This is a genomic window from Tepidibacillus sp. HK-1 (assembly GCF_001748485.2).
Classification (GTDB): domain Bacteria; phylum Bacillota; class Bacilli; order Tepidibacillales; family Tepidibacillaceae; genus Tepidibacillus_B; species Tepidibacillus_B infernus.
Map to the genome: position 1 here is coordinate 102315 of NZ_BDGM02000005.1, position 25206 is coordinate 127520.

General features: G+C 37.1%; 20 protein-coding genes and 1 pseudogene. 1 reads left to right on the forward strand and 20 read right to left on the reverse strand.

Features of this window, described 5'->3' with window-relative positions; genetic code table 11:
* Positions 1-78: 78 nt before the first annotated feature.
* From BEN26_RS03865 to BEN26_RS03905, 10 genes and pseudogenes are all read right to left on the reverse strand, one after another.
* On the reverse strand, positions 79-1065 hold the full coding sequence (locus BEN26_RS03865) for an aldo/keto reductase (RefSeq protein WP_069798977.1): 987 nt from the start codon (positions 1063-1065) through the stop codon (positions 79-81).
* A 297-nt stretch (positions 1066-1362) separates the two neighbouring features.
* A complete protein-coding gene (locus BEN26_RS03870; RefSeq protein ID WP_069798975.1) occupies positions 1363-1749 on the reverse strand; it encodes a MerR family transcriptional regulator in 387 nt (128 codons plus the stop codon).
* Positions 1750-1893: 144 nt separating this feature from the next.
* Positions 1894-2019: pseudogene (locus tag BEN26_RS14055) on the reverse strand (cupin domain-containing protein); the annotation flags it as partial.
* 15 nt (positions 2020-2034) lie between these two features.
* Positions 2035-3201, reverse strand: coding sequence for an iron-containing alcohol dehydrogenase (locus tag BEN26_RS03875; protein WP_069798973.1), 1167 nt, complete (start codon positions 3199-3201; stop codon positions 2035-2037).
* Positions 3202-4768: 1567 nt separating this feature from the next.
* Positions 4769-5101 (reverse strand): type II toxin-antitoxin system RelE/ParE family toxin, encoded by a 333-nt coding sequence (locus tag BEN26_RS03880; protein ID WP_069798968.1) that lies wholly within the window; start codon positions 5099-5101, stop codon positions 4769-4771.
* Positions 5094-5348, reverse strand: a complete 255-nt coding sequence (locus BEN26_RS03885) for a type II toxin-antitoxin system prevent-host-death family antitoxin (RefSeq protein ID WP_069798966.1) — start codon at positions 5346-5348, stop codon at positions 5094-5096. The genes BEN26_RS03880 and BEN26_RS03885 overlap by 8 nt, the downstream gene beginning before the upstream one ends.
* Positions 5349-5737: 389 nt before the next feature.
* Positions 5738-10297, reverse strand: coding sequence for a hypothetical protein (locus tag BEN26_RS03890; protein ID WP_069798964.1), 4560 nt, complete (start codon positions 10295-10297; stop codon positions 5738-5740).
* A gap of 92 nt (positions 10298-10389) precedes the next feature.
* Positions 10390-11244 (reverse strand): KilA-N domain-containing protein, encoded by an 855-nt coding sequence (locus BEN26_RS03895; RefSeq protein ID WP_069798962.1) that lies wholly within the window; start codon positions 11242-11244, stop codon positions 10390-10392.
* A 160-nt stretch (positions 11245-11404) separates the two neighbouring features.
* Positions 11405-11734 carry a recombinase zinc ribbon domain-containing protein gene (locus tag BEN26_RS14255; RefSeq protein WP_220126403.1) on the reverse strand — a complete coding sequence of 110 codons (330 nt, stop codon included), beginning with the start codon at positions 11732-11734 and terminating at the stop codon, positions 11405-11407.
* A gap of 97 nt (positions 11735-11831) precedes the next feature.
* On the reverse strand, positions 11832-12233 hold the full coding sequence (locus BEN26_RS03905) for a hypothetical protein (RefSeq protein WP_220126404.1): 402 nt from the start codon (positions 12231-12233) through the stop codon (positions 11832-11834).
* Positions 12234-12579: 346 nt separating this feature from the next.
* Between BEN26_RS03905 and BEN26_RS03910 the strand changes: the two genes are divergently transcribed.
* Positions 12580-13494 carry a class I SAM-dependent methyltransferase gene (locus BEN26_RS03910; RefSeq protein WP_069798960.1) on the forward strand — a complete coding sequence of 305 codons (915 nt, stop codon included), beginning with the start codon at positions 12580-12582 and terminating at the stop codon, positions 13492-13494.
* 130 nt (positions 13495-13624) lie between these two features.
* On the opposite strand, the gene rlmD is transcribed toward BEN26_RS03910, so the two are convergent.
* The 10 genes from rlmD to pruA all read right to left on the reverse strand — a co-directional run bounded on the left by rlmD (position 13625) and on the right by pruA (position 25166).
* Complete coding sequence (rlmD, locus tag BEN26_RS03915) at positions 13625-15013, reverse strand: 23S rRNA (uracil(1939)-C(5))-methyltransferase RlmD (protein WP_069798958.1); 1389 nt, start codon at positions 15011-15013, stop codon at positions 13625-13627.
* A 31-nt stretch (positions 15014-15044) separates the two neighbouring features.
* On the reverse strand, positions 15045-15932 hold the full coding sequence (locus tag BEN26_RS03920; RefSeq protein WP_068722298.1) for a diacylglycerol kinase: 888 nt from the start codon (positions 15930-15932) through the stop codon (positions 15045-15047).
* A gap of 62 nt (positions 15933-15994) precedes the next feature.
* A complete protein-coding gene (locus tag BEN26_RS03925) occupies positions 15995-16702 on the reverse strand; it encodes a sirohydrochlorin chelatase (protein ID WP_069798957.1) in 708 nt (235 codons plus the stop codon).
* Positions 16703-16886: 184 nt separating this feature from the next.
* Positions 16887-18323, reverse strand: a complete 1437-nt coding sequence (gene gatB / locus BEN26_RS03930) for an Asp-tRNA(Asn)/Glu-tRNA(Gln) amidotransferase subunit GatB (protein ID WP_069798955.1) — start codon at positions 18321-18323, stop codon at positions 16887-16889.
* A gap of 4 nt (positions 18324-18327) precedes the next feature.
* Complete coding sequence (gene gatA / locus BEN26_RS03935) at positions 18328-19794, reverse strand: Asp-tRNA(Asn)/Glu-tRNA(Gln) amidotransferase subunit GatA (RefSeq protein ID WP_069798953.1); 1467 nt, start codon at positions 19792-19794, stop codon at positions 18328-18330.
* Between the two features lie 17 nt (positions 19795-19811).
* Positions 19812-20105, reverse strand: coding sequence for an Asp-tRNA(Asn)/Glu-tRNA(Gln) amidotransferase subunit GatC (gene gatC, locus BEN26_RS03940; protein ID WP_068727302.1), 294 nt, complete (start codon positions 20103-20105; stop codon positions 19812-19814).
* Positions 20106-20161: 56 nt separating this feature from the next.
* Positions 20162-21493, reverse strand: a complete 1332-nt coding sequence (locus tag BEN26_RS03945; protein ID WP_084818785.1) for a TrkH family potassium uptake protein — start codon at positions 21491-21493, stop codon at positions 20162-20164.
* A gap of 145 nt (positions 21494-21638) precedes the next feature.
* On the reverse strand, positions 21639-22598 hold the full coding sequence (locus BEN26_RS03950; protein WP_069798949.1) for an MraY family glycosyltransferase: 960 nt from the start codon (positions 22596-22598) through the stop codon (positions 21639-21641).
* A gap of 79 nt (positions 22599-22677) precedes the next feature.
* A complete protein-coding gene (locus BEN26_RS03955; protein WP_084818784.1) occupies positions 22678-23484 on the reverse strand; it encodes a lipid II flippase Amj family protein in 807 nt (268 codons plus the stop codon).
* 134 nt (positions 23485-23618) lie between these two features.
* Entirely contained in the window at positions 23619-25166 is a 1548-nt protein-coding gene (gene pruA, locus BEN26_RS03960; RefSeq protein ID WP_069798947.1) for an L-glutamate gamma-semialdehyde dehydrogenase, read from the reverse strand.
* Between the last annotated feature and the right edge of the window lie 40 nt (positions 25167-25206).

Consider the following 25206-nt stretch of genomic DNA (forward strand, 5'->3'; position numbering starts at 1 on the left):
CAAACATAAAAACCCCGACTTCCCGTATAAGGAAATCAGGGTTTTGCTTTCAAAAAGCTATTGTTGAAACACTACTACTTAAAAATTTATAGGACCAACTACAGGATGCGGAACATAAGGTTCTTCCAAATAGGCAATTTCTTCAGTTGTTAACTTCACTGAAAGAGCAGCAACCGCATCTTCAAGATGGGAAATTTTCGTAGCACCAATAATAGGAGCTGTTACTGGTTCTTTCTGTAGCAACCAGGCGAGTGCGATTTGGGCTCTTGGTACACCATGTTTTTTGGCGATTTCCGCAACCCGTTCTACAACAATACGGTCGGTATTTTCAGTGGCACCGTATTTAGATTTTTGAACTTGATCCGTTTGAGAACGGAGGGTGGTTTCCGACCAATCACGGGTCAATCTTCCTGATGCAAGCGGGCTATATGGAATCACACCAATTTTTTCTTCCTTACATAGTGGTAGCATCTCTCGTTCCTCTTCACGGTAAATGAGGTTAAGATGATTTTGCATCGATACAAACCGAGTCCAGCCATTTTTCTCAGCCACATGCAACGCCTTCAAAAACTGCCATGCATACATCGCAGAAGCACCGATGTATCTTGCCTTGCCAGCCTTTACTACATCATGGAGTGCTTCCATTGTTTCTTCAATCGGAGTATTATAATCCCAGCGATGAATCTGATACAGATCCACATAATCTGTTCCGAGACGTTTAAGACTCTTATCAATTTCGCTCATGATATGCTTTCGAGAAAGACCTTTACCGTTTGGACCTTCATGCATTGGAAAATAAACCTTGGTCGCAATGACAATTTCATCACGATTAGCAAAATCCTTTAAAGCTCGTCCAACTATTTCCTCGCTTGTCCCGTCGGAATACACATTCGCAGTATCAAAAAAATTGATACCTAATTCAAGAGCTTTTTTAATAACAGGACGACTGCTCTCCTCATCAATTACCCATGGATGAATCCAACGTTCCGCTACTCCAAAACCCATACACCCAATGCAAAGTCTAGATACATCTAATCCCGTATTACCAAGTTTCGTATATTCCACTTGAATAGTCCTCACTTTCCTATAGATTTAAGATTTTTATTAATCCGTGCCATAGCAAGTTTTGCTGGATCCCCTGGTTCTTTACCGTAGAACGAAACATACCTATTGTGCATTGTTGCACCTGCTCTTCATTTGTTATAAGCACGTCATAAACACACTGCTCGCATTCCTTCTCATCAGTAATCTGATAAACCCAAAGCCCAAAATAGGCATCACGACACCATTGTTCAAAATTACATTTTGCATAATAAATCCTCCTTTGATTTTGCGTGCCAATACATTTTGGTGCCCATATAATTAATTCTCCGATCTCTTTAGTTCTTTTTCTTTTTCAACTACTATCTGTTCATATACTGCAATTTTATAATTCAGGCGTTCCAGCGTTTTCTGCATATCTTCCATTCTTGCAATTAACTGCTTACGCTGCTCGATCAAAAGTTCTTTTCTGGCCTCAATGGTCGCATCACCCTGTTGAAACAGCTCAACATAATCAATCAATACTTCAATCGGAAGACCTGCATTCCGCATACATATGATAAACTCGACCCACTTACAGTCTTCTTCAGTATAATCCCTGATTCCGCTTTTATTACGGTTCACACGAGGAATCAGTCCGATGCGTTCATAATAGCGGAGTGTATCCTGTGAAACATTAAATTTTTCACTCACTTCTGTAATAGTCATATGGTTTCATCTCCTGATATCCGATATCATAACACTTGGAGTTAACTCCAAGTCAAGTCCTTTGAAAAAAAGAAATTCTTACTCACTTTTCAGTTTAACTTCATTGACCTATAAGAAAAGCTGAATGACAAATCACCTTGCGAATCATCCAGCTTTTTGTTTAAAATACTCTTCATCCGTTACGGGTTCCAGACATTCAGCATCCCCTTTTTGAGGATTAGTGTTTATTCCGACATGCACAAACCAACTATCTGGCGTAGCACCATGCCAAATTATGACATAAAACTACAGTGCTCTCTCAAGAATCTTTTGGCTTATATCCAATGTAAGATCCTGAGTTTCAGAAAGCGCTGTCAAACCATGAGCCTTTAGATTTTCAACAATAACCGGTATTTGATCTGCTCCAACGCCATATTGGGACAGACGAGTCTTCACACCCAAGCTTTCAAAGAATTCTCTGCTTTTCTGGATTGCCAAGTCTATCTTTTCCTCTTCGCTGCCACTCTCTATATGCCATACACGTTCTGCGTATTGCAGAAGTTTAGCCCGTTTTTTATCCCGTCTTATCTCCAGTAGTGCTGGCAATACAATGGCTAAAGTCTGTCCATGATCTATACCAAATAACGCGGTAAGTTCATGTCCGATCATATGAACCGACCAATCCTGTGGAACACCGACACCGACTAAACCTTGCAATGCAAGTGTAGCACACCACATATGGTTTGCACGCGCATCATAATTTTCCGATTCATTAACTGTAGTTTCACCTATTTCAATCAATGTTTGTAATATTCCCTCAGCTATTCTATCCTGCACCTTGGCATCAACAGGATATGTAATATATTGCTCAGTTACATGCACAAATGCGTCAATTACTCCATTTGCAACCTGAATCCTTGGAAGCGTAAAAGTAATGGTCGGATCTAATATTGAAAACTTAGGAAAAACTAGTGGGCTCATAACTGGAAATTTTCCATGTTCATAGCTTATTACAGCTCCGCTGTTTGCTTCAGAACCAGTAGCAGGTAATGTAAGAACTGTTCCAATTGGAACTACTTCACCTACTATCTCAGAAGTAATAGGAGTAAAGCCGTACTTCAGCAGATCACGAGAATCTCCTTTGTAAGAAGAAGCAAGTGCTATGAATTTAGTTCCGTCAATAACAGACCCTCCGCCAACTGCAAGCAGAAAATCAATATTTTTATCCCGCACAATTTCTACGGCCCTTACTAATGTTTCGTAACGAGGATTCGGCTCAATACCGCCGAATTCATAAACTTTCCTGTTTCCAAGTACAGTTTTAACCTTGTCGATAAGGCCACTCTTTTTAGCACTTCCACCTCCATAGGTTATTAAAACAGTAGCATCGGCTGGAATATGATTGTTTAGTTCCTCTAATCTACTTTTACCAAAAATAATATGTGTTGGATTGTAAAAATCAAAGTTTAGCATAATAAACCTCCTTAATATTTTTGTAGTATTAGTTTAATACTTGGAGTTAACTCCAAGTCAAACACTTTTAACAAAAAGGAGTACAATTTTATTTAACTGCACTCCTTGCTTAAAAATAGTTAATAAGTTCGCAATATTCTACCATCATGCAATAACAAATTATTGTATGATGCATCTGCTGTTTATACTATGGAATGATTTTTGTTATCTGTATATCTGAGCCTGATGGGGCCTTGGCGGCAGGGTATTGTTTGCGTATTATATTCATCTGCCTCATACCAATAAAGTTTTAAAAAGTCTCCCAGGATATTTGAGACTCCTGCGTCAGAATATTTCGATCCATCTTCACCGTGCTGCTGAAATGGAAAATATGTGGCTTTTGATATCGAAAACTATCTGCAGCTGCCGTAATCGGCCAAGCTATTAAACATGCTATATTTTTATATAGAAAATCCGTTGGCCGGCGATTGGTTAAAAAAGGTTTGTATATTCCATCGCGCTCCGTCATCCGTGCCCTTCTATGAATAAAGATTACGGAGAGAAGGGCACTTCTGAAGGCACACAAAGTGTACAAGTCGTGCTACACAGCTAAAGCTGCTAGTCACGCTATGTCGCAGCTTATGGAATATACAAACCCTTAAATGACCAATGGAAGAAAGTTATACTTTCTTAATCTTTTAAAAACAACATTTGTTCCAACTTGTCTTAGTACCATTTATGTTTTTCCAGAACATTTACCGTTTTCGTAAGTAGATGCTTTAATGCAAATAGATACATTCCTTTACCTATTAACGAATCAACGTTCACCTTGTTCATATCTTTAACAACCGTTACTTTGAGGTGTCCTCATATATTGAGCGCCAATAAAGCGGGCGAGCTTTTTTGATTCAGCTTCATCCAAGCTATGACCTTTTAATAGATTTTTCTATGATTCTAATAAGGGATTCTGGAATCAGGTACAAGTAAACTGTAAACAAAGATACTATTACCGTCTTTGCTCCAGTTTTAAGATAAAATTGTGGTATATAATGATTGTTATGAGTAGTCTGATTTGACAAAATAACACCACCAAACCTATTTTTACACAAACTCAGCTATTCCACTGTTCAAGGACCAGGGGACACGAAATCCATGATGCAAATTCGAAAGCAATATCCTGATGTGCGCCATAAATATATCATACCAAACACACGTTCTATCTGCAATATGAAAACTAAACCTCACAAATAAACCCTTACAAATAATAAAACCGTGACAAGCAGCCACGGTTTTATTAACTCTTCAATTAACCCTCGATAATTCATCATAAAGCATTGAAATTTCTGAGTCTTATTCCTTATAAGATACTGTCCTAACCCTTTATTTGCAAGACTTTATGGCCTTTCAAGCAGACAAACCGTCTCTGAATGCTTTGAGTGTACAAAAATAATGTCGCCGCTTCTATTGTATTTCTTTCTGATTCCTTTTTAGAAAGAATATCAACTATTTTTATTCTCATGCAAACATCCTCAAGGCTTTCTGCCGGATCTAAGTCGATATAATAGTTGATCAAATAAAATTTTATATTCTATATTTCTTCATCCTCATGCAAATCACCGAATAGGATACGCGTATAATTCCGTCTACCGTATAAGATTCTTGACACGAAAACAATTCCATCTTCGTACCTGTAAAATATCAAGTAATTGTCACAAACAAGGAAACGGTAATCTATTTGTATATCTAGGACGGAAGATAGTGGCGCACCTATTCCAGAATACTCTGTCAACCCACGTATCTTTTTGGTGATTTTAGAAACAAGATTTATAGCTGCCTGTGGATTGCCAAGTTCTTTAGAAATATAGTCTTTAATTTGTGCTAAATCATCTTTAGCTTCAGGTGAAATTTTCAACTTATACATCCTCAATCCCCAGTTCTGCTTCCACTTCCTCTATTGTCATCCATCCTTTCTCTTTCCCGGCCAGTTCTCCTTGGGCAAGCTGTGACATCAGCTTTAGTGAAGCCTTTAATTTCTCATATTCAGTAATATCAATAATAGCAAATTTTCCTCTGCCATTTTTTGTTAAAAACACTGGCTCACCTATGGCAATGTCCCGCAGGATTTCGTTGTAATTTCTTAAATCTGATATGGGTTTAATGTTTGGCATTTATAACCGCCTCCTTCTTTGCTATTATTATATACATTTTATTCTTATTCGTAAAATACTACATCAAATTTATCACAATATTAATTGCAGCCCTATTACCTTGACGATATATTTTTTTATGTACTCAAGGGTTAACCAAGAATAGCAAAATATTAAAGTCCACCAAACCCTCCATTCATCAGCCTTTCACCCGTTCAATTTTTACGCAACATTCTGTATGCCTTGAGTGTACAAAAATGATGCTGCTTGGCGCTAGTGAGGCCTTGGCGGGGATAATGTTTATATAGGAATCAGATAAATTCTCTTTGTATTCTATTTATGAATCATTGTATTTTCTCCGTAGATAGCCGCAAGCAATCCTACATTTATGAAATCACTCTAAAAATACTTCACCTTTCCATCAGCTTTTGACTTAAGAATCTAATTGGCCCAATTTGCTTTTCAAACATCAAATCCCATACATCAAGACATTCTTTGGCAATATTTTTTATTTCAGGTATTGGTGAACCAGAAGTCTCGTCATATAATCCAATTACCAACTTAGAGATTTCATCTTCGATTCCCCAAATGCCTTCGTTTTTACCGTATCCATTTTTAATTAAGTGATAGCTCATTGATAGAATAATATCTTTATAATCAACTACTGACTTTGATTCTTCTTCAAGATAATGTACAAATGCATGCACTGTTCTGCGACTTAAGTTGGAATTCATTATTTCAATTAAAAAATCCTTGTCTCTCTTTAAATCAATAAGGTTATCATAAAATAATCTTGAAATAGGCATTTCCAGATCTAATGAACTTGTCTTAAATTTGAGTATTATGTTTTTAGCTAATGAGTTAAATTCATCCTTATTGAAATAAAGAATAGCCATATGGAGAACTGATTCTGCTTGTGTTTCACTCATTGTATCCACATTACTCATTATATCGGCAAATTCGTTATTCAGAATAAACATTTCCGATAGACAATATGCTCCTATTTTAATCAGTTCTTTATCTTCTGACTCATAACATTTTTTAATAACTTCGAGTACACGTTCACGATATTTCGGATACAACAAAAAGAGCATATTTTTCGTATCGTAGAAGCCCGATAGCCTGTAATCGTGTTCATATAGATTTAAGATTATTTCTGATGCCCAATCTCTTTCAATGTTATACGAAGGCCATAATGCGAATAAACTCGCCAATTTTACTGCTGGGTTTTCATCCAACGCCAATCTTTCAATTGTACCTTTAAACTGTGTAAATAAAGAACTATCGTTCCATAGTAGCTGAGCTATTGCTTTAGCTGCGTTGCCTCTTACGCAGTTTATTGCATTACTTTGCAGCATATCAAAGCTACGCATTTCTTTATCTTCATTATTAGTTACATTTGGTTTACCTATTTCCGGGTTTTTATGATTAATCGCAATATCCTTAAGAATATCCAATACCTTTTGAGACCATTTCGCGTTCTTCCTGTTTTCAATCAGTGTGCAAATGTAGTTTGCTCGGTATGAGGCATAATCATAAGGATAGCTCAAAATCATTGTTTCTAGCAACTCTACCGGCACACTATCCAAAGCCTTACTATATGCAACTCCGCTAAATAACGAATCGATATATGCATCCAAAATTTCATCCTTATATGAAATAACTAACTTTATCATTCTTTCAGGTTCTTCAGAAACGGCATTTCTGAAGCTACTTGAAAATTGTTCAATAGAATTTTCTATAAATCCCCCTGGGACCTCCTTCCAATGGGAATGACTTTTATTCTTAAGTTTTTTGTTGGTTAAAATCTCTAGCCACTTTTTGTTATTTATTTTTTTCCCATCAATAGGTGATCTCACCCATCCGCCATGTCCATTTGAACCTTTATATAAAGTTGTTCCTTTAGGGAACTTACGCTTTAAAACACACAGTAAATCTTTTGCTTGATCGCTCAATCGGTCATAGGGAAGAATTTCGAGAATTTCTTTCTGCAAATCGCCCCAGAAACTCCAATATACTGTATTGCCGTTTTTTTCTCTATTATAATTAAATCTATGTTGGTATATATCTTTAGCTCGTGGTGATAGATAACTCAAAACTGTTTTTTCTAGTCTAATAAAAACATTCTCACTACAGTATTCCGAATGCTTACCTAATATTTGTTTGGCAAGAAGTAATTTATCACCATTGCCGCTTGTCTTATCAAATATGTTGCTATCAAAGTCACTACATAAATATGTAATCACTACATCACTATATCTCTCTGGCAATCGGTATAATCCATCTAGTATAATTTCATTATATAAATCATTGCCTTTCCCCATGAATTCGCTATAACGTTCCAAAAACGCTTCTGGTTTTAAGGCAATAACTGCTGCGTTTGCTTTTTTTATAATTTGAATACATGCCCTCTCAAGACTTCTTTTATGAAAATATCTGCCAGACCAATCACTATAGAGCAAGCTTTGATTTTTTTCCGTGGGAATGTACGGCAATAATAAATTTATTACCTCCATCCCATTTTCAATTAGAATTTCAGAATCTTCACGTAAAAATTCCTCTTCATATCTGTAAATGTTTTTCTCTTTGCTTTTAATTTTATTGTGCAATAAAAATGCCAATAGCTGTATTGTTCTTATTTCACAATTTTTGAGCATCGACTTGAAGTCAAGATACATATTAGCCATTTCTGGATATCGGTTATAAAATTTCATCCGCAATTCAAACAACTCATCTGTATCTTGATTTATGTCATGCGAAAAACATCGAGAGAATTTATTATCATCTTCTTGTGAATGAAATGCATACTTGTCAATGAATGTAATATCATCATTATCATAATCCGGACTCATACTTATAAGTAAATTGAAAACAATATCCTTTTTTTGCGGGTTGTTAAACCATTTATCTAAAATACCATATTGCCTAAGTAACCTAATATATTTAGGCCGGGAGAATATAACATTATTTATAATATGATTACCATAGGTTTCGTTTTCACAATTACTTATAATAAAATTCTGTATATTTTCATCCAAAGTATCTATCTGGTTTAATACCTCAAGGAAAACAAATTTGACAAAATATCTGATTTGCTTTGCTCCAAACATTTTTTGCCCTGCGTTAATAAAATCCTGACTATCAAACTCAGATAAATTTTGCATAAACATTTGTACTTGATATCTTTTCCCAGGGGTTTGTTTTTCTTTGCTTCCAATAATATCTACAATGTCTTCGCCGTCATAATATCTCTTAAGCATTTTTTCAGCTAAAAAACAGTCTAATATTGATTGATGAGCAAATGATACTTTATTGTCTTGTATAATTAAGAAAGCATTTGAAGATAGAAAATCTAGACATGACTTATTAACATTTAATATGCTACTTGGAACAAATATTCTACCATGTTTTTCCAGCAATGTTACCATTTTCCCTTTTGTTTCATTTAGATTTGTTTCACTCAATCCAAATTCCAAACATTTTTCGGACAATTGGCTCCACCATTCTGATACTAAATGGCTTGCAGTCGAACATTCAGAATACAACTTATCTGGATTTAGCTGCTGCCAAATAAATAAATTGCTTGGGATCCTTAATATATCTTTTAATTTATTGGTTAATTGTCCATAGCGCTTTCCGATAACTTTCTTTACTATATCCTCATCTAATTCATTAACCGGAACCCTCTCCCATTGAATAGCTTCATCTTTCTTATCATTATTTATAAATAATGACTTAATATTATTATCATTTTCCAAGTCATAGGTTCGACATACAAGAATAAGAGATATTTTATACTGTCTTTCAAAGTTTAATTTCTCTACTTGATTAATAATCTGAGCACATACCAATAAAGCATCTCTGGAATGTGCCTGAGTCCAACGCAGAGCATCCAACTGATCCAAAATAATTACTGCACTTTCATTTTTAGAAACACTGTGAATACAATGAGCTATAGATGCAGGTAATCCTAAATCTTTACCCCACTTCTCTGCAGTTCCATTCGGAATTCGTTTATCTAATTTAATTGCCAAATATGGTATGTTTTTTTCTTGACAATAATTGATAATGTCTATTGTACATCCACTTTTCCCTCTTCCAGCCTTCCCATGTATTATCAAAGAGTTTCCTAAATCAATTGCTTCTCTGCACACAGAAAATTCTTTTCTCTTAATCAGTCCATCGTTTAACGGAATAAACGCTTTTTTATATTCCTGATTCAATTCCTCCAGCCTAGGCATAATGCGTTCATCAGTGGCAAGATTTTTAAACTTTATATTCTTTTCTTTTAAAAACGTGTACAAAACGGACTGGTTAATTGTTTTCCCTAAAATATCTCCATCTACTATCCAAGCAATAAATGTCTCATAAATTTCTTCTTCATTACCTATTAATAAATAACTAAGTTTAGATAAAATCAGTTCTTTTAATTCTGTATCCGGGAATTGACGATAAGCTATTCTATTTAAATAAGAAATGCATTTTATTAAATCCAAATCTTGCTCCGGATTTATCTCCATCACTTTGCAAAAATTTTTAAAGAAATCTACAAATTCTTTGCTAGCATTGAGTATTTGGTTATTATAAAAATCATTAGGATTTTCACTAGTATTTTTTGCTCTTTCAATTAAATCCTCTAATAGTGTGAAAGCTAAAGGTGAGACTAAAGCAACAGTATTCGATTCATCTCTATCCAATTGACACTTCCAATTCGTGAATACCCCTTTGGCATTAGCAGTTCCATAATCCCAAGATTCTTTACTCCCATTTCTTCCTTTGCATTGCTGACCTTCTCTGCTGCCATTTTTTTGACCAATCCAGATGTCAACACCACGTTCATCGTCACCAAGAGCCTCCAAAACAACATAATCTAATTTTTCATCCAACACTTTAAGTATTTGGTATATTACCCATCTAATTTCAAACCTATTTCCACTTTTATCAGCTCTACCCCCTAATTCATATGGCATACCAAACACCTCCTTGATTTCATTACAGCTATTCTTAATACAAAAAGCCTTACTACTAAATGATTGTATCTACAATCCAAATGAATTATTTGTCAAGTACCTTTTTTCCCTTCTAATTTCTTAATTGTATCCGTATTGATTTCTCGAATTGCTTCTAACTGACGTATGGCTAGCTTATTCAAAAGCTGCAACCTCTCCGATTGTGATTTACCCTGCTCAATTAAAATCGCATTATAGCTTTCCATATTAGCCAATACCAGTAATTGATTCAAAGTTGCATAATCTCTGATGTTTCCATTTTTATCCGGATTTTTTTCGCGCCACTGCTTAGCAGTTATACCAAACAGTGCGACATTAAGTACATCGGCCTCGTTAGCATAGGTTATAGATATTTGATATTGTGTCAATTCCGGCGGAATTAAGTTTTCTTTGATAGCGTCAGTATGAATTCTGTAATTCAGTTTTGAAATCTCACGATTGAGATTCCATCCTAGGGAAAGCCGACTGCTTTCATCGTTTTTTAGCCTTTTATAGTCTTTGATTATATAGAGCTTAAACTCCGCCGAAATCCAAGAAGCAAATTCAAAAGCAATATCAGAATGAGCAAAGGTACCACCATTTCTGCCTGATTTGGAAACAATACCGATTGCATTCGTACTATCAATCCATTTTTGAGGTGACAATGTAAAAGCGTTTGAACCAGCTTGATTTCTAAAGGAGTCGAATTCGACCCCTTTAAATTTATCATTATGTAATTGTTCCCAGAGACCCAAAAATTCAATTGTGTCCTTACTTCTCATCCAATTTTTAATGACATCTTTGGGTTCATCACTTTTATAACGTGCGATATCTGTAAGTGAAATAAATTCATTTTGAAAATCTTCAGTATAGATAGCAATATCCATACCTTTGGCGTGAATAGTTTCTTTTACAGGTTTCTTTGCCATTGGATCACCCTCTTTCTTCGTACCTTAATCTTCGAATAGCCGATATAATCATTTCAATTATACTATATTTTACCAATATTCCTATTATTATAATATAAACTTTTCAGCCATCTATCTTTCTAAAAAAATATCTTAGCCTGATCTTCATTTTTATAACAAATTATGCTATACGAATTAAAGATCTAATTCTATCAACTTTATTCCTGATTACGCTTTCATCATAAACGCCATTCTCGCATACCTTTTCACCAAGAATTTTCTTGATCCACCCCTCATCTAACGTAGGCGAATTGGCACATGAATCTTTCCCTTTTTCAATCCTTGTCGCGCATTTCCAGACAACCTTACCCCTTTCTGTTCTTCTCCGATAAGACGCTCCGCAATCGCCGCACACAAGCAAATTCCCCAAAAGATATTTACCGTTATATTTACTTGCGCTAGGCTTCACTTTTCCATCTTCTTTATAAATTAATCTTGCACGCCGTGACATTTCTTCCTGCACCTTATCGAAGACTTCGGCGGAAACAATGGCCGGATGGCTTTCTTTTACATAATACCCGTTGCGTTATCCGATATTCTTGGCTTTTTTACCCGTCATAAAATCTTCTGTAAAAGTTTAAGGAATAGTTTTCATGATTCCAAAAGCTGACGTAGATCTCGCCGTCAGGAGTTTTAATCGGACGCTGTTCAAGACCTTCGCCGTAGCCGTCACTGTTTTGTCCAGTCACAAAGTCAAGAAGCTCGGCGGTTACTTCACCTGAAAGGGGGTCTCTTAACCCTGCGGTCATGACTCCCCACAGCTCACCGTCGACGATTTCAACTGACGGGTACAGGCTATACACCTTTTTATTTATTGACTCGTCATGGATGTATTCTGCAAGTCCTCGGTCATTTTCAAAAAATCGGTTCTCTTTGACGATGGCAGCGAGGATAGCCTCCTCATAAGACACAGCCTCTGCGGGTGTGATTTCCATTGGATTGTCATCCAATCCGTACTCGCCTTGGGGGTAGGTGATGATCTTCAAAGGGAAAAAGATACGCATTGTTTAGTTTGCCATTTCGGTTTCCTCCATTCTTTATTGACATGGTTAATTTGAAGCCCTAAAAAGAGCATTAAAAAAGCGGGATATCTTCGTTAGAAAATATACCCGCTGATTTTTCAATTCCGTTATTTCAAGAATGATAGTTAAGACTCATGAATCTGTCACATATTATTTATGATGAAAATGTAAATTCCTTTAATTTTCTATGCTTACTATACCATAAAATACCAATAATTTCAAGTCTTGAAGTGTTCCCGCTTAAGGTGTATTAAGTATAAGAGGTGATGTTTATATGGAACAGAAAAGTATGACCGCTCTTGTTAGTGCCTTTTCAAGAGCGTATCATTCTGAAAACAACGATGTCAAAATATTTAATGACAGCGTTGCCAGGTTACTCTTATCCGAACAGGAGTACAGTCAAATTGAAAAAAGCATGGCACAAGGCATTCAGTTTTTTAACCCTGGATTTAGCGGGAGCGATGTTGATGCCTTGAGGTGGATTGTTGACAATCAATTGTCACCTTCACCGCTGGGAAGATCGGCTTTTACCGAGCAAGCATTAAAAAACGCGGTTAATTCTGGAGCGAGACAATATCTGATCTTTGCCGCAGGATATGATAGCTTTGCTTACAGGCAGCCTGAATGGGCTTCCCGACTCCAAATTTTTGAGCTTGATCATCCTCTAATGTGCATGGAAAAGCAAAAGCGTATAAACAGTATTTACGAAAAAAAGCCTGATAATTTGACGTACCTGCCTATTGACTTGGCCGTTACAGCAATTGATGAATACCTGTTTGCACACACTGAGTTTGATAGATCAAAGCTTTCATTTTGCAGCCTGCTTGGAATCTCGTATTATCTCTCAAAAGAAAATTTTACAAACCTGATCAAAGGCATCTCCAATACGGTTTGCACCGGAAGCACCATTGTATTCGATTATCCTGACCAGGATACTTATACTGATAAAGCCGGGGAACGCACAAAAAAACAGGCAATGCTGGCTGGCGGCGCGGGAGAAGCGATGTTGGCAAGTTATTCGTATTTTGATATGGAAGCCTTGCTTTCGAATTATGGCTTTTTGATTTATGAGCACCTGGAGCCCAAAGAGATTACCGAACATTACTTTGCTGAATATAACCGAGCAAATCCACAACATATTATGTCGGCATTTGATAATGTAAATTATTGTTTAGCCGTAAAAAAATAACTGTCAAATTCAAAATCCTCAATGTCATTTATAAAACGGGCAAAAAAACGAGGTCAAAAAATGCACTTTTTGACTCCGTTTTTCGCTCAATTTTTGCTCCAAAACCACTACATATAGTGGTTGATCTGCCTTATTTGCCCTTCAAGCCACTATTCGTCATCAGAACTACGCACTCAACATGCTGTGTCTGCGGGAACATATCAACCGGCTGGACCTCAACCGTCTTAAATCCTCCATCTTCTAACACTCTTAAATCCCTTGCCAAGGTGCTAGGATTACAAGATACATAGACCATCCGTTTAGGCTTAAGCTCGATAATCGTTTGCAATAAGGATTCATCACAGCCTTTTCGGGGTGGATCTACCACGACGACATCTGCTTTGATCCCCTTTTCCACCCATTGAGGTATAACTTTTTCTGCTGCTCCTACTTCAAAGGTGACATTCTGAATCCCATTGATTTCTGCGTTTCTTTTGGCGTCTTTAATCGCATCAGGGATGATTTCGACTCCATAGACATGTTTAGCTCGTTGGGCCAAGAATAATGAGATTGTTCCAATGCCACAATATGCGTCTATGACTATTTCTTCACCGGTTAATTCTGCATATTCAAGCGCTTTATCGTATAATACTTTGGTTTGCTCTGGGTTTACCTGATAAAAAGACCTTGGCGAAATTGCAAATTTAATATCACCTATCGTGTCGTAAATCACATCTCTTCCCCATAATGTAATTGATTTTAGTCCTAAAATCACATTGGTTCGTTCTTCATTTATATTTTGAACAAGGCTAGTTAACTCTGGAATTTCCTCCAAAATTTTTTCCACTAATTGCTCCTTTTTGGGGAAGTCCTTTTTGCTCGTTACTAGGATCAGCATCAGTTCCCCTGTATTTGCTCCAACCCTTGACACCACATGGCGCAAAATCCCTGTATGTGTCACTTCATTGTAGGCAGAAATGCCTAATTCTTCTGCAATCCTGCGGACATCTTGTACCATTCGATCATTGGCTTCTTGTTGAATCACACACTTCTTCATATCGATCACTTCATGGGTACCCTTGGCGAAAAATCCTGCAACAAGGCCACCTTCCCGTTCAGCAAAAGGCACCTGTGATTTATTGCGATAATTCCATGGATTCTCCATACCTAATGTAGGATGAATGGTCACGTCCTCTATTTTTCCGATTCTTTCGAGGTTATCTTGAACGATCTTTCTTTTTTGATCCAATTGTCCTTTATAAGAAAGGTGCTGTAATTGGCAGCCCCCACATTGTTCGTAAATGGAACAGATTGGTTTCACACGATCTGGACTAGGCTTAATCACTTGAAGTAAACGGGCAAATCCATAGTTTTTATTGGTCTTGGTTATTTTTACTTTTGCAATTTCTCCTGGAAGAGCGCCAGAGACAAACAGAGTATATCCTTTGTATTTACCTACTCCTTCGCCATTATGACTAAGTCCTGTAAACTCCATTTCAATCGTTTGGTTTATTTTCACAGGTAATTGCATGGTTGCCATAGATGTAACCCCTTCTTCGTTATAAATCCCTTTACGGAATAAACACTTCAATATGCTTTGATAGTATCTCAAATTCTCCAGGAAGTTTACCCCCTAGTTCCCCGTCCAAATTTATCAAAACTGGGTCTGGTCCATAAGAATACACTTTTAAATGACTGGTTTTAAAATGAATAATATTTTCATCATGTAAATGTTCTCCCTTTAAAGCAAGGGAAGCCAAACGAACGAAATCAGGAAGATTTGTTTTCTTTATGGCAATGACGTCAAATAAGCCATCGCTTAGATCTGCGGTTGGTGCCAATTTTTCAAATCCTCCTACCGAGTTACTGTTTGCAATTAAAAATAACATCACTTCTTCTCTAATAACCCTTTCATCTGTCTCAAGCGTGACATGAATTGGCTTTAAAAAAGGAAGCTTTTCTATTCCATGAACATAATAAGCGAGTTGTCCCAAAACTGTTTTTAATTTACTCGGTACCTCATAGGTTAATTCGGTTAACGTTCCGCCACCAGCAATATTAATAAAGTAATTGTCATTATATCGCCCAATATCAATAGCCATGCTATTTTGCTGACCGATAATTTTTGCTGCTTTTCTATAGTCCTTAGGAATTCCCAACGCCCTAGCAAAATCATTGGTTGTGCCTGCAGGAATAATTCCCATTTGCGGACGCTTTTCCAACATACTTAGCCCATTGATCACTTCATATAAAGTGCCATCGCCACCTGCAGCAATCACCACATCGAATCCTCTTTCTGCCGCTTCTTTTGCCGCTCTTGTCGCATCGCCATATCCTTTAGTCCGATGACACGAGGTTTCTAATCCATAGCTTTCTAAGATATCTAATATTTCTGGTAATCGCTTCTTGACTTCTTCCCTTCCAGAAGTAGGGTTATAAATGAAACGAGCTCGTTTCAACAGAATCACCTAATCCTTTGAATATAGTATCTATTACTTCCATTATTTTACTATACACGTTTTTAAACACTTTGGAAAGTCTCGATTAAACTTTCTATCCATTTTGCTATCCAACTACTAGGTAGATAGGCTTCACCCTTATATTTTACAGGATATCCTTCAATCGCCTTAGGAATCTTCTGATCTGTAAACAATCCTTTACTTAGAAACATCGGAACCACAATGGTTGTTAAGCCATTTAGCTGGTTAAGTTGTTTTTCAATAGTATGAGGAAGAAAGGTAGCATAATGAACTTGGGCATAGTCAGTTTGTTCTTTAAGTTGTTTTACTAAACTAGTTAAGATCCTTTCCCATCTTTCATGAAAGATAGACTCATCACTACCATGGGCAATCAATAGGAGCGCTTCTTCCTCTGGATTTACAGATAACTGCATCGCTTGGTTAATCATGTGCTGAACCACATAGAAGTGGTCATCCATGCATGATCCAAAATGAAAGTGTAAGCGGTTACTTTGATTAAATAATATGCTTTTAGTTTCTTCGATATGTGTACTACCTGATGAAACAAACATTGGGATGACAAAGACTTCCTTTGCTCTCAACTCTTGAAGTTGGTGAATCCCATCATTAATTAAACGACCTTCTACTTTTTCTAAAAAGGAAGTCACAATCGGATAGTGAGATTTTACCTTCCTTATTTCGTGATCCACCAATTCAACCCAATGTTTATTTCTTGATCCGTGGGCAATGACCCATACAGCTTTCTCCATTTTACTCTTTCCCTTTCGCATCACTAATGAGAAAGTATATTACAAAAGAAGCGACTTTCAGGAATGCCTTTCTTTCGTTATTCTTTATTCAAAGAAAGGCATGGATGACGGAGCTCGTTGTAATATACTCTTTCCCCTTATAAAAATGGAGGCCCCTTGATGGTTCCTCCATTATATCTTCAGTTTAACTCTGTTCATTTAATTTTTCCAAGATCAACTTGTTGACAAGAGCTGGATTAGCTTTTCCTCGGCTTTCCTTCATCACTTGCCCAACTAAGAAGCCTAATGCTTTTTCTTTCCCATTTCGGTAATCTTCTACTGATTGAGTATTCTTAGCCAATACTTGTTCAACGATTTTAGCAATTTCACCCTCATCGCTAATTTGGATCAGGCCTTTTTCTTTGACAATCGTTTCTGGGGCTTTACCTGTCTCTAACATTTCCCTTATAACGGTTTTCGCAATTTTATTACTTATCGTACCCTTTTCGATCAACTGAACCATATCACCTAAGCCTTTAGATGTAAGCTTACTTGCTTGAATCTCTAAGTTTTGCGCATTTAGATATCCTAAAACTTCTCCCATGATCCAGTTGGATACAGCTTTTGCATCCTGCGTATAATTCAAGGTTTCCTCAAAGAAGTTAGCTAAAGCCTTAGAAGAAGTGAGGATTTCTGCATCATAAGCAGGTAACCCATACTGATTGATATACCTTTCTTTTCTTGCATCAGGAAGCTCAGGTATTTCGCTTTTGATCCTCTCGATCCATTCCTCATCAATGATCGTATCTACCAAATCTGGATCAGGGAAATAGCGATAATCATGGGCCTCTTCTTTGCTCCTCATGGTAATGGTGACGCCTTGCTCTTCATTCCAGCGAAGCGTTTCTTGAATGATTTTGCCCCCTGCATCTAACACTTCAGCTTGTCTTTTTTCTTCATATTCAAGGGCGCGTTGTACCCCGCGGAAGGAGTTCATATTTTTTAGTTCTGTCTTGGTGCCAAATTCTTCTTGTCCAACAGGCCGTAAGCTGATATTGGCATCACAGCGTAACGAGCCTTCTTCCATTTTTACATCAGAGACGCCTGTATATTGAATAATGCTTTTTAATTTTTCCAAATAAGCTCTTGCTTCTTCAGGGGAACGAAGATCTGCTTCTGATACAATCTCGATCAATGGTACCCCTACACGATTATAATCGACTAGGGTTCCTTCCCCATTTTCTGCATGAGTTAATTTTCCGGCATCTTCTTCTAAATGGAGACGATTGATTCGAATCTTCTTCTTTTCTCCATTCACCTCGATTTCAATCCAACCATTACGTCCAATCGGTTTATCATATTGTGAGATCTGATAAGCCTTTGGTAAATCAGGATAAAAGTAATTCTTACGATCAAATTTTGTTTCTCTAGATATTTCACAATTTAATGCCAATGCGGCTTTGATGGCAAACTCTACTGCTTGTTTATTTAAGACAGGCAACACTCCTGGATGGCCCAAACAGATCGGGCAGGTATGGGTATTCGGGGGTGCACCAAATTCTGTCGAGCAGCCACAAAAAATTTTAGATTCTGTCGATAACTCAGCATGAACCTCTAAGCCAATCACTGTTTCATATCCCATTTTCCTACCCCCTTCTTACCTGTGCCTTTAATTTATGGTGTTCTGTATGTTGTTCAAAAGCATAAGCCGCTTTTAATATGGTCGATTCATCAAAATGCTTGCCAATAAGCTGCAAGCCAACAGGCAATCCATCTACCAAACCGGCAGGAATACTAATGGCAGGTAATCCAGCTAAATTGACGGGAACTGTTAATACATCATTGATATACATGGTTAACGGATCGCTTATTTTTTCACCAATTTTAAATGCTGTTGTTGGCACAGTTGGGCCAAGAATCAGGTCATACTTTTCAAAAACTTTTTCAAAATCCTGCTTGATTAAAGTCCTTACTTTTTGCGCTTTAAGATAATAGGCATCATAATAACCTGAACTTAAAGCATAGGTCCCTAACATAATCCGACGTTTCACCTCGGAGCCAAAGCCTTCACTGCGAGTTTTCTTATACATCTCGATTAGATTCTCTGCTGAATCAGCTCGAACGCCATAACGAACACCATCATAACGAGCTAAATTGGATGAGGCTTCAGATGGTGCTAAAATATAATAAGTGGCCACAGCATATTCAGTATGGGGTAAAGTAACCTCTTCCCATGTAGCACCTAAGCCTTCAAATACTTTTATAGCAGCTAGGATCTTTTCCTTTACTTTTGGTTCGATTCCTTCACCCATATATTCTTTAGGTACACCCATTTTTAATCCCTTGATCTCCCCTGTTAAATCTGAAAGATAATTGGGAATCTGTACATTGGCAGATGTGGAATCATATGGATCGTAACCTGCAATCGCTTGTAAGACATAGGCTGCATCTTCTACATTCTTAGTGATTGGTCCGATCTGATCCAAAGAGGAAGCAAAAGCAACAAGACCAAATCGGGAAACCAAACCATAAGTAGGCTTCAAACCTACTGTTCCGGTGAAAGACGCTGGTTGACGAATCGAGCCACCGGTATCAGAGCCAAGTGCATAATAGACTTCTCCTGCTGCGACTGCGGCTGCTGACCCTCCACTTGAACCGCCAGGAACATGGTCTAACTGCCAAGGATTATAGGTTGGATGAAACGCCGAATGTTCTGTAGAAGAGCCCATTGCAAATTCATCCATATTGGTTTTGCCCACCATGATCGATTGCTCTGCTAATATTTTCTTATATACGGTTGCGCTATAGATTGGCTGGTAATTGGCCAAAATTTTACTTGCACAAGTGGTTGTAACCCCTTCAGTGACAATATTGTCTTTGACCCCAGCAGGTAATCCAGCTAGGATTCCAAGCTCTTCTGATTGTTTAATCTCTTCATCGATTTGCTTTGCCTTATTTCTAGCACTTTCTTCATCAATTAGTAAAAAGGCTTGTACCTCTTTTTCTACCTCTTTAATTCTTTTAAAAGACTCCTCTACTAAATCTGTAGAAGTCAAATCTCTATTTTTTAAACGAGTATGTATTTCTGTCATCGATAAATCAAATAAAGACAAACTGCCCCCTCCTTTTCTTATCCTTCCATCACAGCAGGTACCTTAAATTGTCCATTTCTGTGGTCTGGAGCATTCTTTAAAGCGACCTCTCTAGGAATTGAATCTCTTTTTTCATCTTCTCTTAACACATTGCTAAGATCTAATGCATGACTTGTAGGTTTCACATGTTCTGTATCTAGTTCATTTAACTTTTGGGCAAATTCCAAAATAGAGTTTAAATGTTCTGTATATATATCTACTTCTTTTTCGGTTAATGATAATCTAGCAAGATTGGCAACATGTTGAACTTCTTGTGTTGAAATACTCAATATGAACACCCCCCTTAGACTTTAAATATTTACACGATTAAAAGAATTATATCATCATTTTAACCAATCATCATCTTTTCCTCAGGATATTTGAAATATTCTTTTCCACTTCTTTTTGCTAACGCATATCCAATCGTTAATGGTCCTAATTTCCCTATAAACATCGTTAACATAATGATAAAGCGGCCAATTGTTGTTAAATTAGGGGTAAGTCCCATACTTAAGCCAACTGTACCAAATGCAGATACCACTTCAAATAGGATCGTTAGAAAAGGTACTCCATGTTCTGTGATATCTAAGACTAATGTCATCACAATCACGATACCAAGGGCCAAAATAATAATCGTCAAAGCACGAAAAATATGATCGATCGGTAACCTTCTTTCAAAAAGGATCACATCTTGTTTCCCGAGTAGTAGAGATTTTGCCGTACTTAAAAGAATCGTTATTGTGGTAATTTTAATTCCACCACCTGTAGAACCAGGTGCAGCACCAATAAACATAAATAAGGTCATAATAAATAAAGTAGCTTGCTTTAAAGAGCCAATATCTAAGGTGTTAAAGCCAGCTGTTCTAGTTACTACAGATTGGAAAAAAGAAGCCATCACTTTTGTCCCAAAAGGCAGTTGAGCTAAGGAATGGGGATTCCCAAATTCTAATAGGAATATCAGCAAAGTACCTAATAAGATTAAAAATAAACTGACCGTTAACGTAACCTTACTATGTAAAGAGAGCTTTCGAACATGGAATTTTTTATTCCATACTTCTAAAAGTACAACAAAACCTAATCCTCCTAAAATAATCAGAGTAGCGACTACAAGATTGACAATGGGATGGTTGACATCCTCAACTAAACCTGTAGCAAACAGACTAAATCCTGCATTATTAAAAGCAGATACAGCATGAAAAGCACCATAGTAGGCTGCTTTTGCCCATCCTAGTCGTTCATGCCAACTATAAGTTAGAAAAATAGAACCGATAAGTTCAAAGAGTAATGTAATGCGAAGAAGATGTAGAGCAAGATTTACAATACCCGCCATGTGAATCTGATTACTACCCTCTTGCATCAATAATCTTTGTTTTAAACCAATTTTTTTCCCTAACAAGACAAAGATCGTAATCGCAAAAGACATAAAACCTAATCCGCCTACTTGAATTAAAAGCATAATAATGAGTTCACCAAACAGATTAAAGGTTGTCCCTGGATCAATGACATTCAGTCCAGTCACAGTTACCGCCGATGTGGCGGTAAATAAAGCTTCAATGTAATTAAGTTCAATGCCTGGTTCATGGGTAAACGGCAGATACAATAGTAGACTTCCGATTAGGATCGTGCTTAAAAAACCTAATACAAGGATTTGAGGTGGATTAAGTTGCAATCGTTGATTCATTCTGTGACCTCCAAAACGTACAGTAAATATCCTTCTCATTATAATACTTTTTAACTAAAGAACCAATAAAGAAAACTTGACTTGTGCCAAGCCTTTAGCGTAAGCAGAAGCCTATGCTGCACTTATATGATCTACTTATAATCTTTTATACTTTCTGATAGTACAAGTACAAAACAAGGATTGCAATCATTGAAAAAAGAATGCCGATAACATAGATCAAGGTGACAGCTTGTTTTTGGGTATAACCCATTCGAATTAAGCGATGATGAGCATGGTTTTGATCGGCGATATACAAAGGCTTGCTTTGTCTTATTCGTTTAAATAATACAAGGATCGTATCCAAAATAGGAACCCCTAGTGCTAAAATAACCATCACAATGGATATTAGTGTAGCACTTTTTAAAGCTCCTTCGATGGAAATAATAGCTAATACCATGCCCAGAAAGGCAGAGCCGGCATCTCCCATAAAAATTTTTGCAGGGTAAAAATTATGCCTTAGAAAACCTAAGCTAGATCCCATTAAAATAGCAGATAAAAGTGGAGTTACCTCCTGTCCTTTTACAAAAGCAATAAGAAATAACGTCATCGACGAGATTAAGGTAATGCCGCTTGCTAACCCATCTGCCCCATCGAGAAAATTCATCATGTTCATTAAACCGATTACCCACAGTAAAGTGACAAATAAAGATAACCCAGGAGGAAAAGGAATAAATTGATCCTGTAAAGGTGAAGTGATGCCCTCAATCCGTATATCCAAAGCAAATAACAGTAATCCGATCAAAAAATGAATCAAAAACTTAGGAAAAGCAGATAAATCCTTATTCCTTGTTTTGTAATAATCATCAAGAAGGCCTATTCCCACGATAAGCAGGCCAGCAATAAAAATAGCTAGGCGTAAATTTAAGGGTTTAATCCAGATCCAAGAGGATAAGATATACCCTATAAAAATGGCGATCCCTCCAAGAAGAGGAATAGGCTCTCGATGAATTTTCCTTTGATTCGGAATATCCACAAAATGATATCTAAAAGCAATGATACGTAAAATAGGAACTAAGATCAGAACAGAAAAAAAGGCAAAAATGAATGGAAGGAGATAACTTTTCATCGCAAAGCCCCCATTATCTTTTTACCTTCTAGTCTTTACTTCCAAGCGTTCTCTTATGATACCTAATCAAAAAGATTCCTTATGAGATAAAAATGGTGAAATAAGCAATGATTTTGGCACTAGGTATAAAGATCAATTGTCCAATCAATGTTCCGACAATTTTCCCCATAATGAGTACCCCTACCATGTTAGAGATATTTAAGTAACTTTTTTTGTCATGGATCACTTCATCTGTTAAAAGTGCAACTTGAGGGTCAACGAAAACGGTATAAAGAATGGTTGCGATTCCGTTAATAATCCCGGAAGACATGACCGCTCTTGTTGCATGCTCAGGTACAAGCAAGGAGGCAAACATGGCAGCCAAGACCCCTACCGTATAGATGGCTGTTATTGCGATTTGCAAGATAATCAGCCTTTTTGGTACACCTGCAATTCGGAACCGATGTATATTAACACGAGGTGGGGAAAACTCTTTCCCTATCCTTCTGATTTTCCCAATCGTTAAGGTTCTTCTCAAAAGATGAGGAATCGATCCATACAATTCAAGCTTCACAATCGCCTTTGAAAAGATACGAATAAACGTTGGAATTAATAGCGCCCCTAAGAAGCTTCCGATTGTTGCAGAAAGAATAATCAAGCGAAATCTTGTCTCAACCCAACCCAAATCTCCAGTTTGTGCGCCATAATCCACGAAACCTCCAGCTAATGGTCCTTGAACCATATTGGATGTTCTAGAAATAAGTACGAGAATATTGAACAAGGACAAAGCCAAAGCTAACCTTCTCGTTCGAACTCCTGCCAAGCGCACCGAATAGGAGAAGGTATCAATCATATGGATAATAATGGTCAATGAACTAACAATGATTAAGTCTTGTAACATCGTCATAAATAAGATCCGTCCTTTTAACTTTGCAAAAATAAGTTCATCCTATTATACCCCCAAATAAGACGATTGCAAACGATAAGAGATGCTATTTTTCTAGCATCTCTTTTTCGCAAGGTCATATTATTTAAATCAACTTATAGTTTTTCGGAGATCGATTTTAGTTGCATAAAGAGTAAGAGATAGTCTTGCCCACCTGTTTTTGAATCTGTACCAGACATATTAAAGCCACCAAATGGATGAGCGCCTACAATAGCTCCTGTCGATTTACGGTTGAAGTAGAGGTTACCACAATGTAATTCTTCACGACCTTTTTCAATCGTTTCTCTGCTTCTTGCAAAGAGTGAACCAGTTAAACCATATTCTGTGTCATTAAAAATCCGTACCCCATCCTCAAAATCTTCTGCCTTAATTACTGCTAACACAGGGCCAAAAATTTCTTCTTGACCAATCACTGCTTTGGAATCAACGTCAGCAATAATCGTTGGTTCAATAAAGTAGCCAACTGAGTCATCACTATTTCCACCCAAAACAAGACGTCCTTCTTTTTTACCTATTTCAATGTAACGGTTGATACTATCAAAAGCAGCTTTATCTATCACAGGGCCAAAATTATTTTTTACATTGACTGGGTCACCGATAGAAAGAGCCTTTGCTTTCTCAGTAACTAAGTTTAATACCTCATCGTATACGTCTTTATGGACAATAGCCCTAGAACATGCAGAACATTTTTGCCCTTGGAACCCATAGGCAGATGCAACGATTGCATTAGCGGCATCATTTAAATCAGCATCATGATCGACTAAAATTGCATCTTTACCACCCATTTCAGCAATGACACGTTTGATCCATTTTTGACCAGGGCTAATCTTTGCTGCCTTTTCAGTAATGCGTAAACCAATTTCACGAGAACCGGTAAAGCTAATAAATCTAGTTAATGGATGCTCTACTAAATAATCTCCTACTTCGCCACCACTTCCAGGTAGATAGTTAACCACTCCAGCAGGAATGCCCGCCTCCTCAAGAAGTTCAGCAAATTTAGCTGCAATAACTGGGGTTGCACTCGCTGGTTTTAAAATAACGGTATTTCCTGATACAACCGCACCTGTTGTCATCCCAACCAAGATCGCTAACGGAAAGTTCCATGGTGGTATAATGATTCCTACTCCTAATGGTATATAAACAAGGTCATTTGTTTCACCATCTAGTGGAGTAACCTTTTGTGGCCCTGCTAAACGAACCATTTCACGGCCATAGTATTCCATGAAATCAATTGCTTCTGCTGTGTCTGCGTCTGCTTCAGCCCAACTCTTCCCAGCTTCATAAACCATTGTAGCAGAGAATTCGTGTTTACGTCGACGAAGAATCGCTGCTGCCTTGAATAGTAACCGAGCTCGGCCTTCTGCAGGGAACCTTTTCCATTCTTCAAACTTTTTCGCTGCCTCTTGAATCGCTTTTTCGGCTAATTCTTGATTTGCTTTGGAAACCACACCAATGACTTCATCTTTTTTTGCAGGGTTATAGGATACGATTTTTTTCTCGGTAAAGATTTTTTCTCCATTTATAATTAAAGGATATTCTTTTCCTAATTGTGACTTCACAAGTTCTAATGCAGCCTCAAAAGCTTTTCGATTTTCCTCTTTTGAAAAATCTGTAAGTGGTTCTGGCGTAAACTCTTTAATCATACAATCAGCTCCTTTTATTTTTCTTTAGAATTTTGGAAGA

Excerpts from the sequence above, each read along its gene's own strand:
- BEN26_RS03870 (WP_069798975.1), bottom strand. The coding sequence starts at position 1,749 with ATGACTATTACAGAAGTGAGTGAAAAATTTAATGTTTCACAGGATACA.
- BEN26_RS03875 (WP_069798973.1), bottom strand. The coding sequence starts at position 3,201 with ATGCTAAACTTTGATTTTTACAATCCAACACATATTATTTTTGGTAAA.
- BEN26_RS03880 (WP_069798968.1), bottom strand. The coding sequence starts at position 5,101 with ATGTATAAGTTGAAAATTTCACCTGAAGCTAAAGATGATTTAGCACAA.
- BEN26_RS03885 (WP_069798966.1), bottom strand. The coding sequence starts at position 5,348 with ATGCCAAACATTAAACCCATATCAGATTTAAGAAATTACAACGAAATC.
- BEN26_RS03890 (WP_069798964.1), bottom strand. The coding sequence starts at position 10,297 with ATGCCATATGAATTAGGGGGTAGAGCTGATAAAAGTGGAAATAGGTTT.
- BEN26_RS03895 (WP_069798962.1), bottom strand. The coding sequence starts at position 11,244 with ATGGCAAAGAAACCTGTAAAAGAAACTATTCACGCCAAAGGTATGGAT.
- BEN26_RS14255 (WP_220126403.1), bottom strand. The coding sequence starts at position 11,734 with ATGTCACGGCGTGCAAGATTAATTTATAAAGAAGATGGAAAAGTGAAG.
- BEN26_RS03910 (WP_069798960.1), top strand. The coding sequence starts at position 12,580 with ATGGAACAGAAAAGTATGACCGCTCTTGTTAGTGCCTTTTCAAGAGCG.
- rlmD (WP_069798958.1), bottom strand. The coding sequence starts at position 15,013 with ATGGCAACCATGCAATTACCTGTGAAAATAAACCAAACGATTGAAATG.
- BEN26_RS03925 (WP_069798957.1), bottom strand. The coding sequence starts at position 16,702 with ATGGAGAAAGCTGTATGGGTCATTGCCCACGGATCAAGAAATAAACAT.
- gatB (WP_069798955.1), bottom strand. The coding sequence starts at position 18,323 with ATGGGATATGAAACAGTGATTGGCTTAGAGGTTCATGCTGAGTTATCG.
- BEN26_RS03945 (WP_084818785.1), bottom strand. The coding sequence starts at position 21,493 with ATGAATCAACGATTGCAACTTAATCCACCTCAAATCCTTGTATTAGGT.
- BEN26_RS03950 (WP_069798949.1), bottom strand. The coding sequence starts at position 22,598 with ATGAAAAGTTATCTCCTTCCATTCATTTTTGCCTTTTTTTCTGTTCTG.
- BEN26_RS03955 (WP_084818784.1), bottom strand. The coding sequence starts at position 23,484 with ATGACGATGTTACAAGACTTAATCATTGTTAGTTCATTGACCATTATT.
- pruA (WP_069798947.1), bottom strand. The coding sequence starts at position 25,166 with ATGATTAAAGAGTTTACGCCAGAACCACTTACAGATTTTTCAAAAGAG.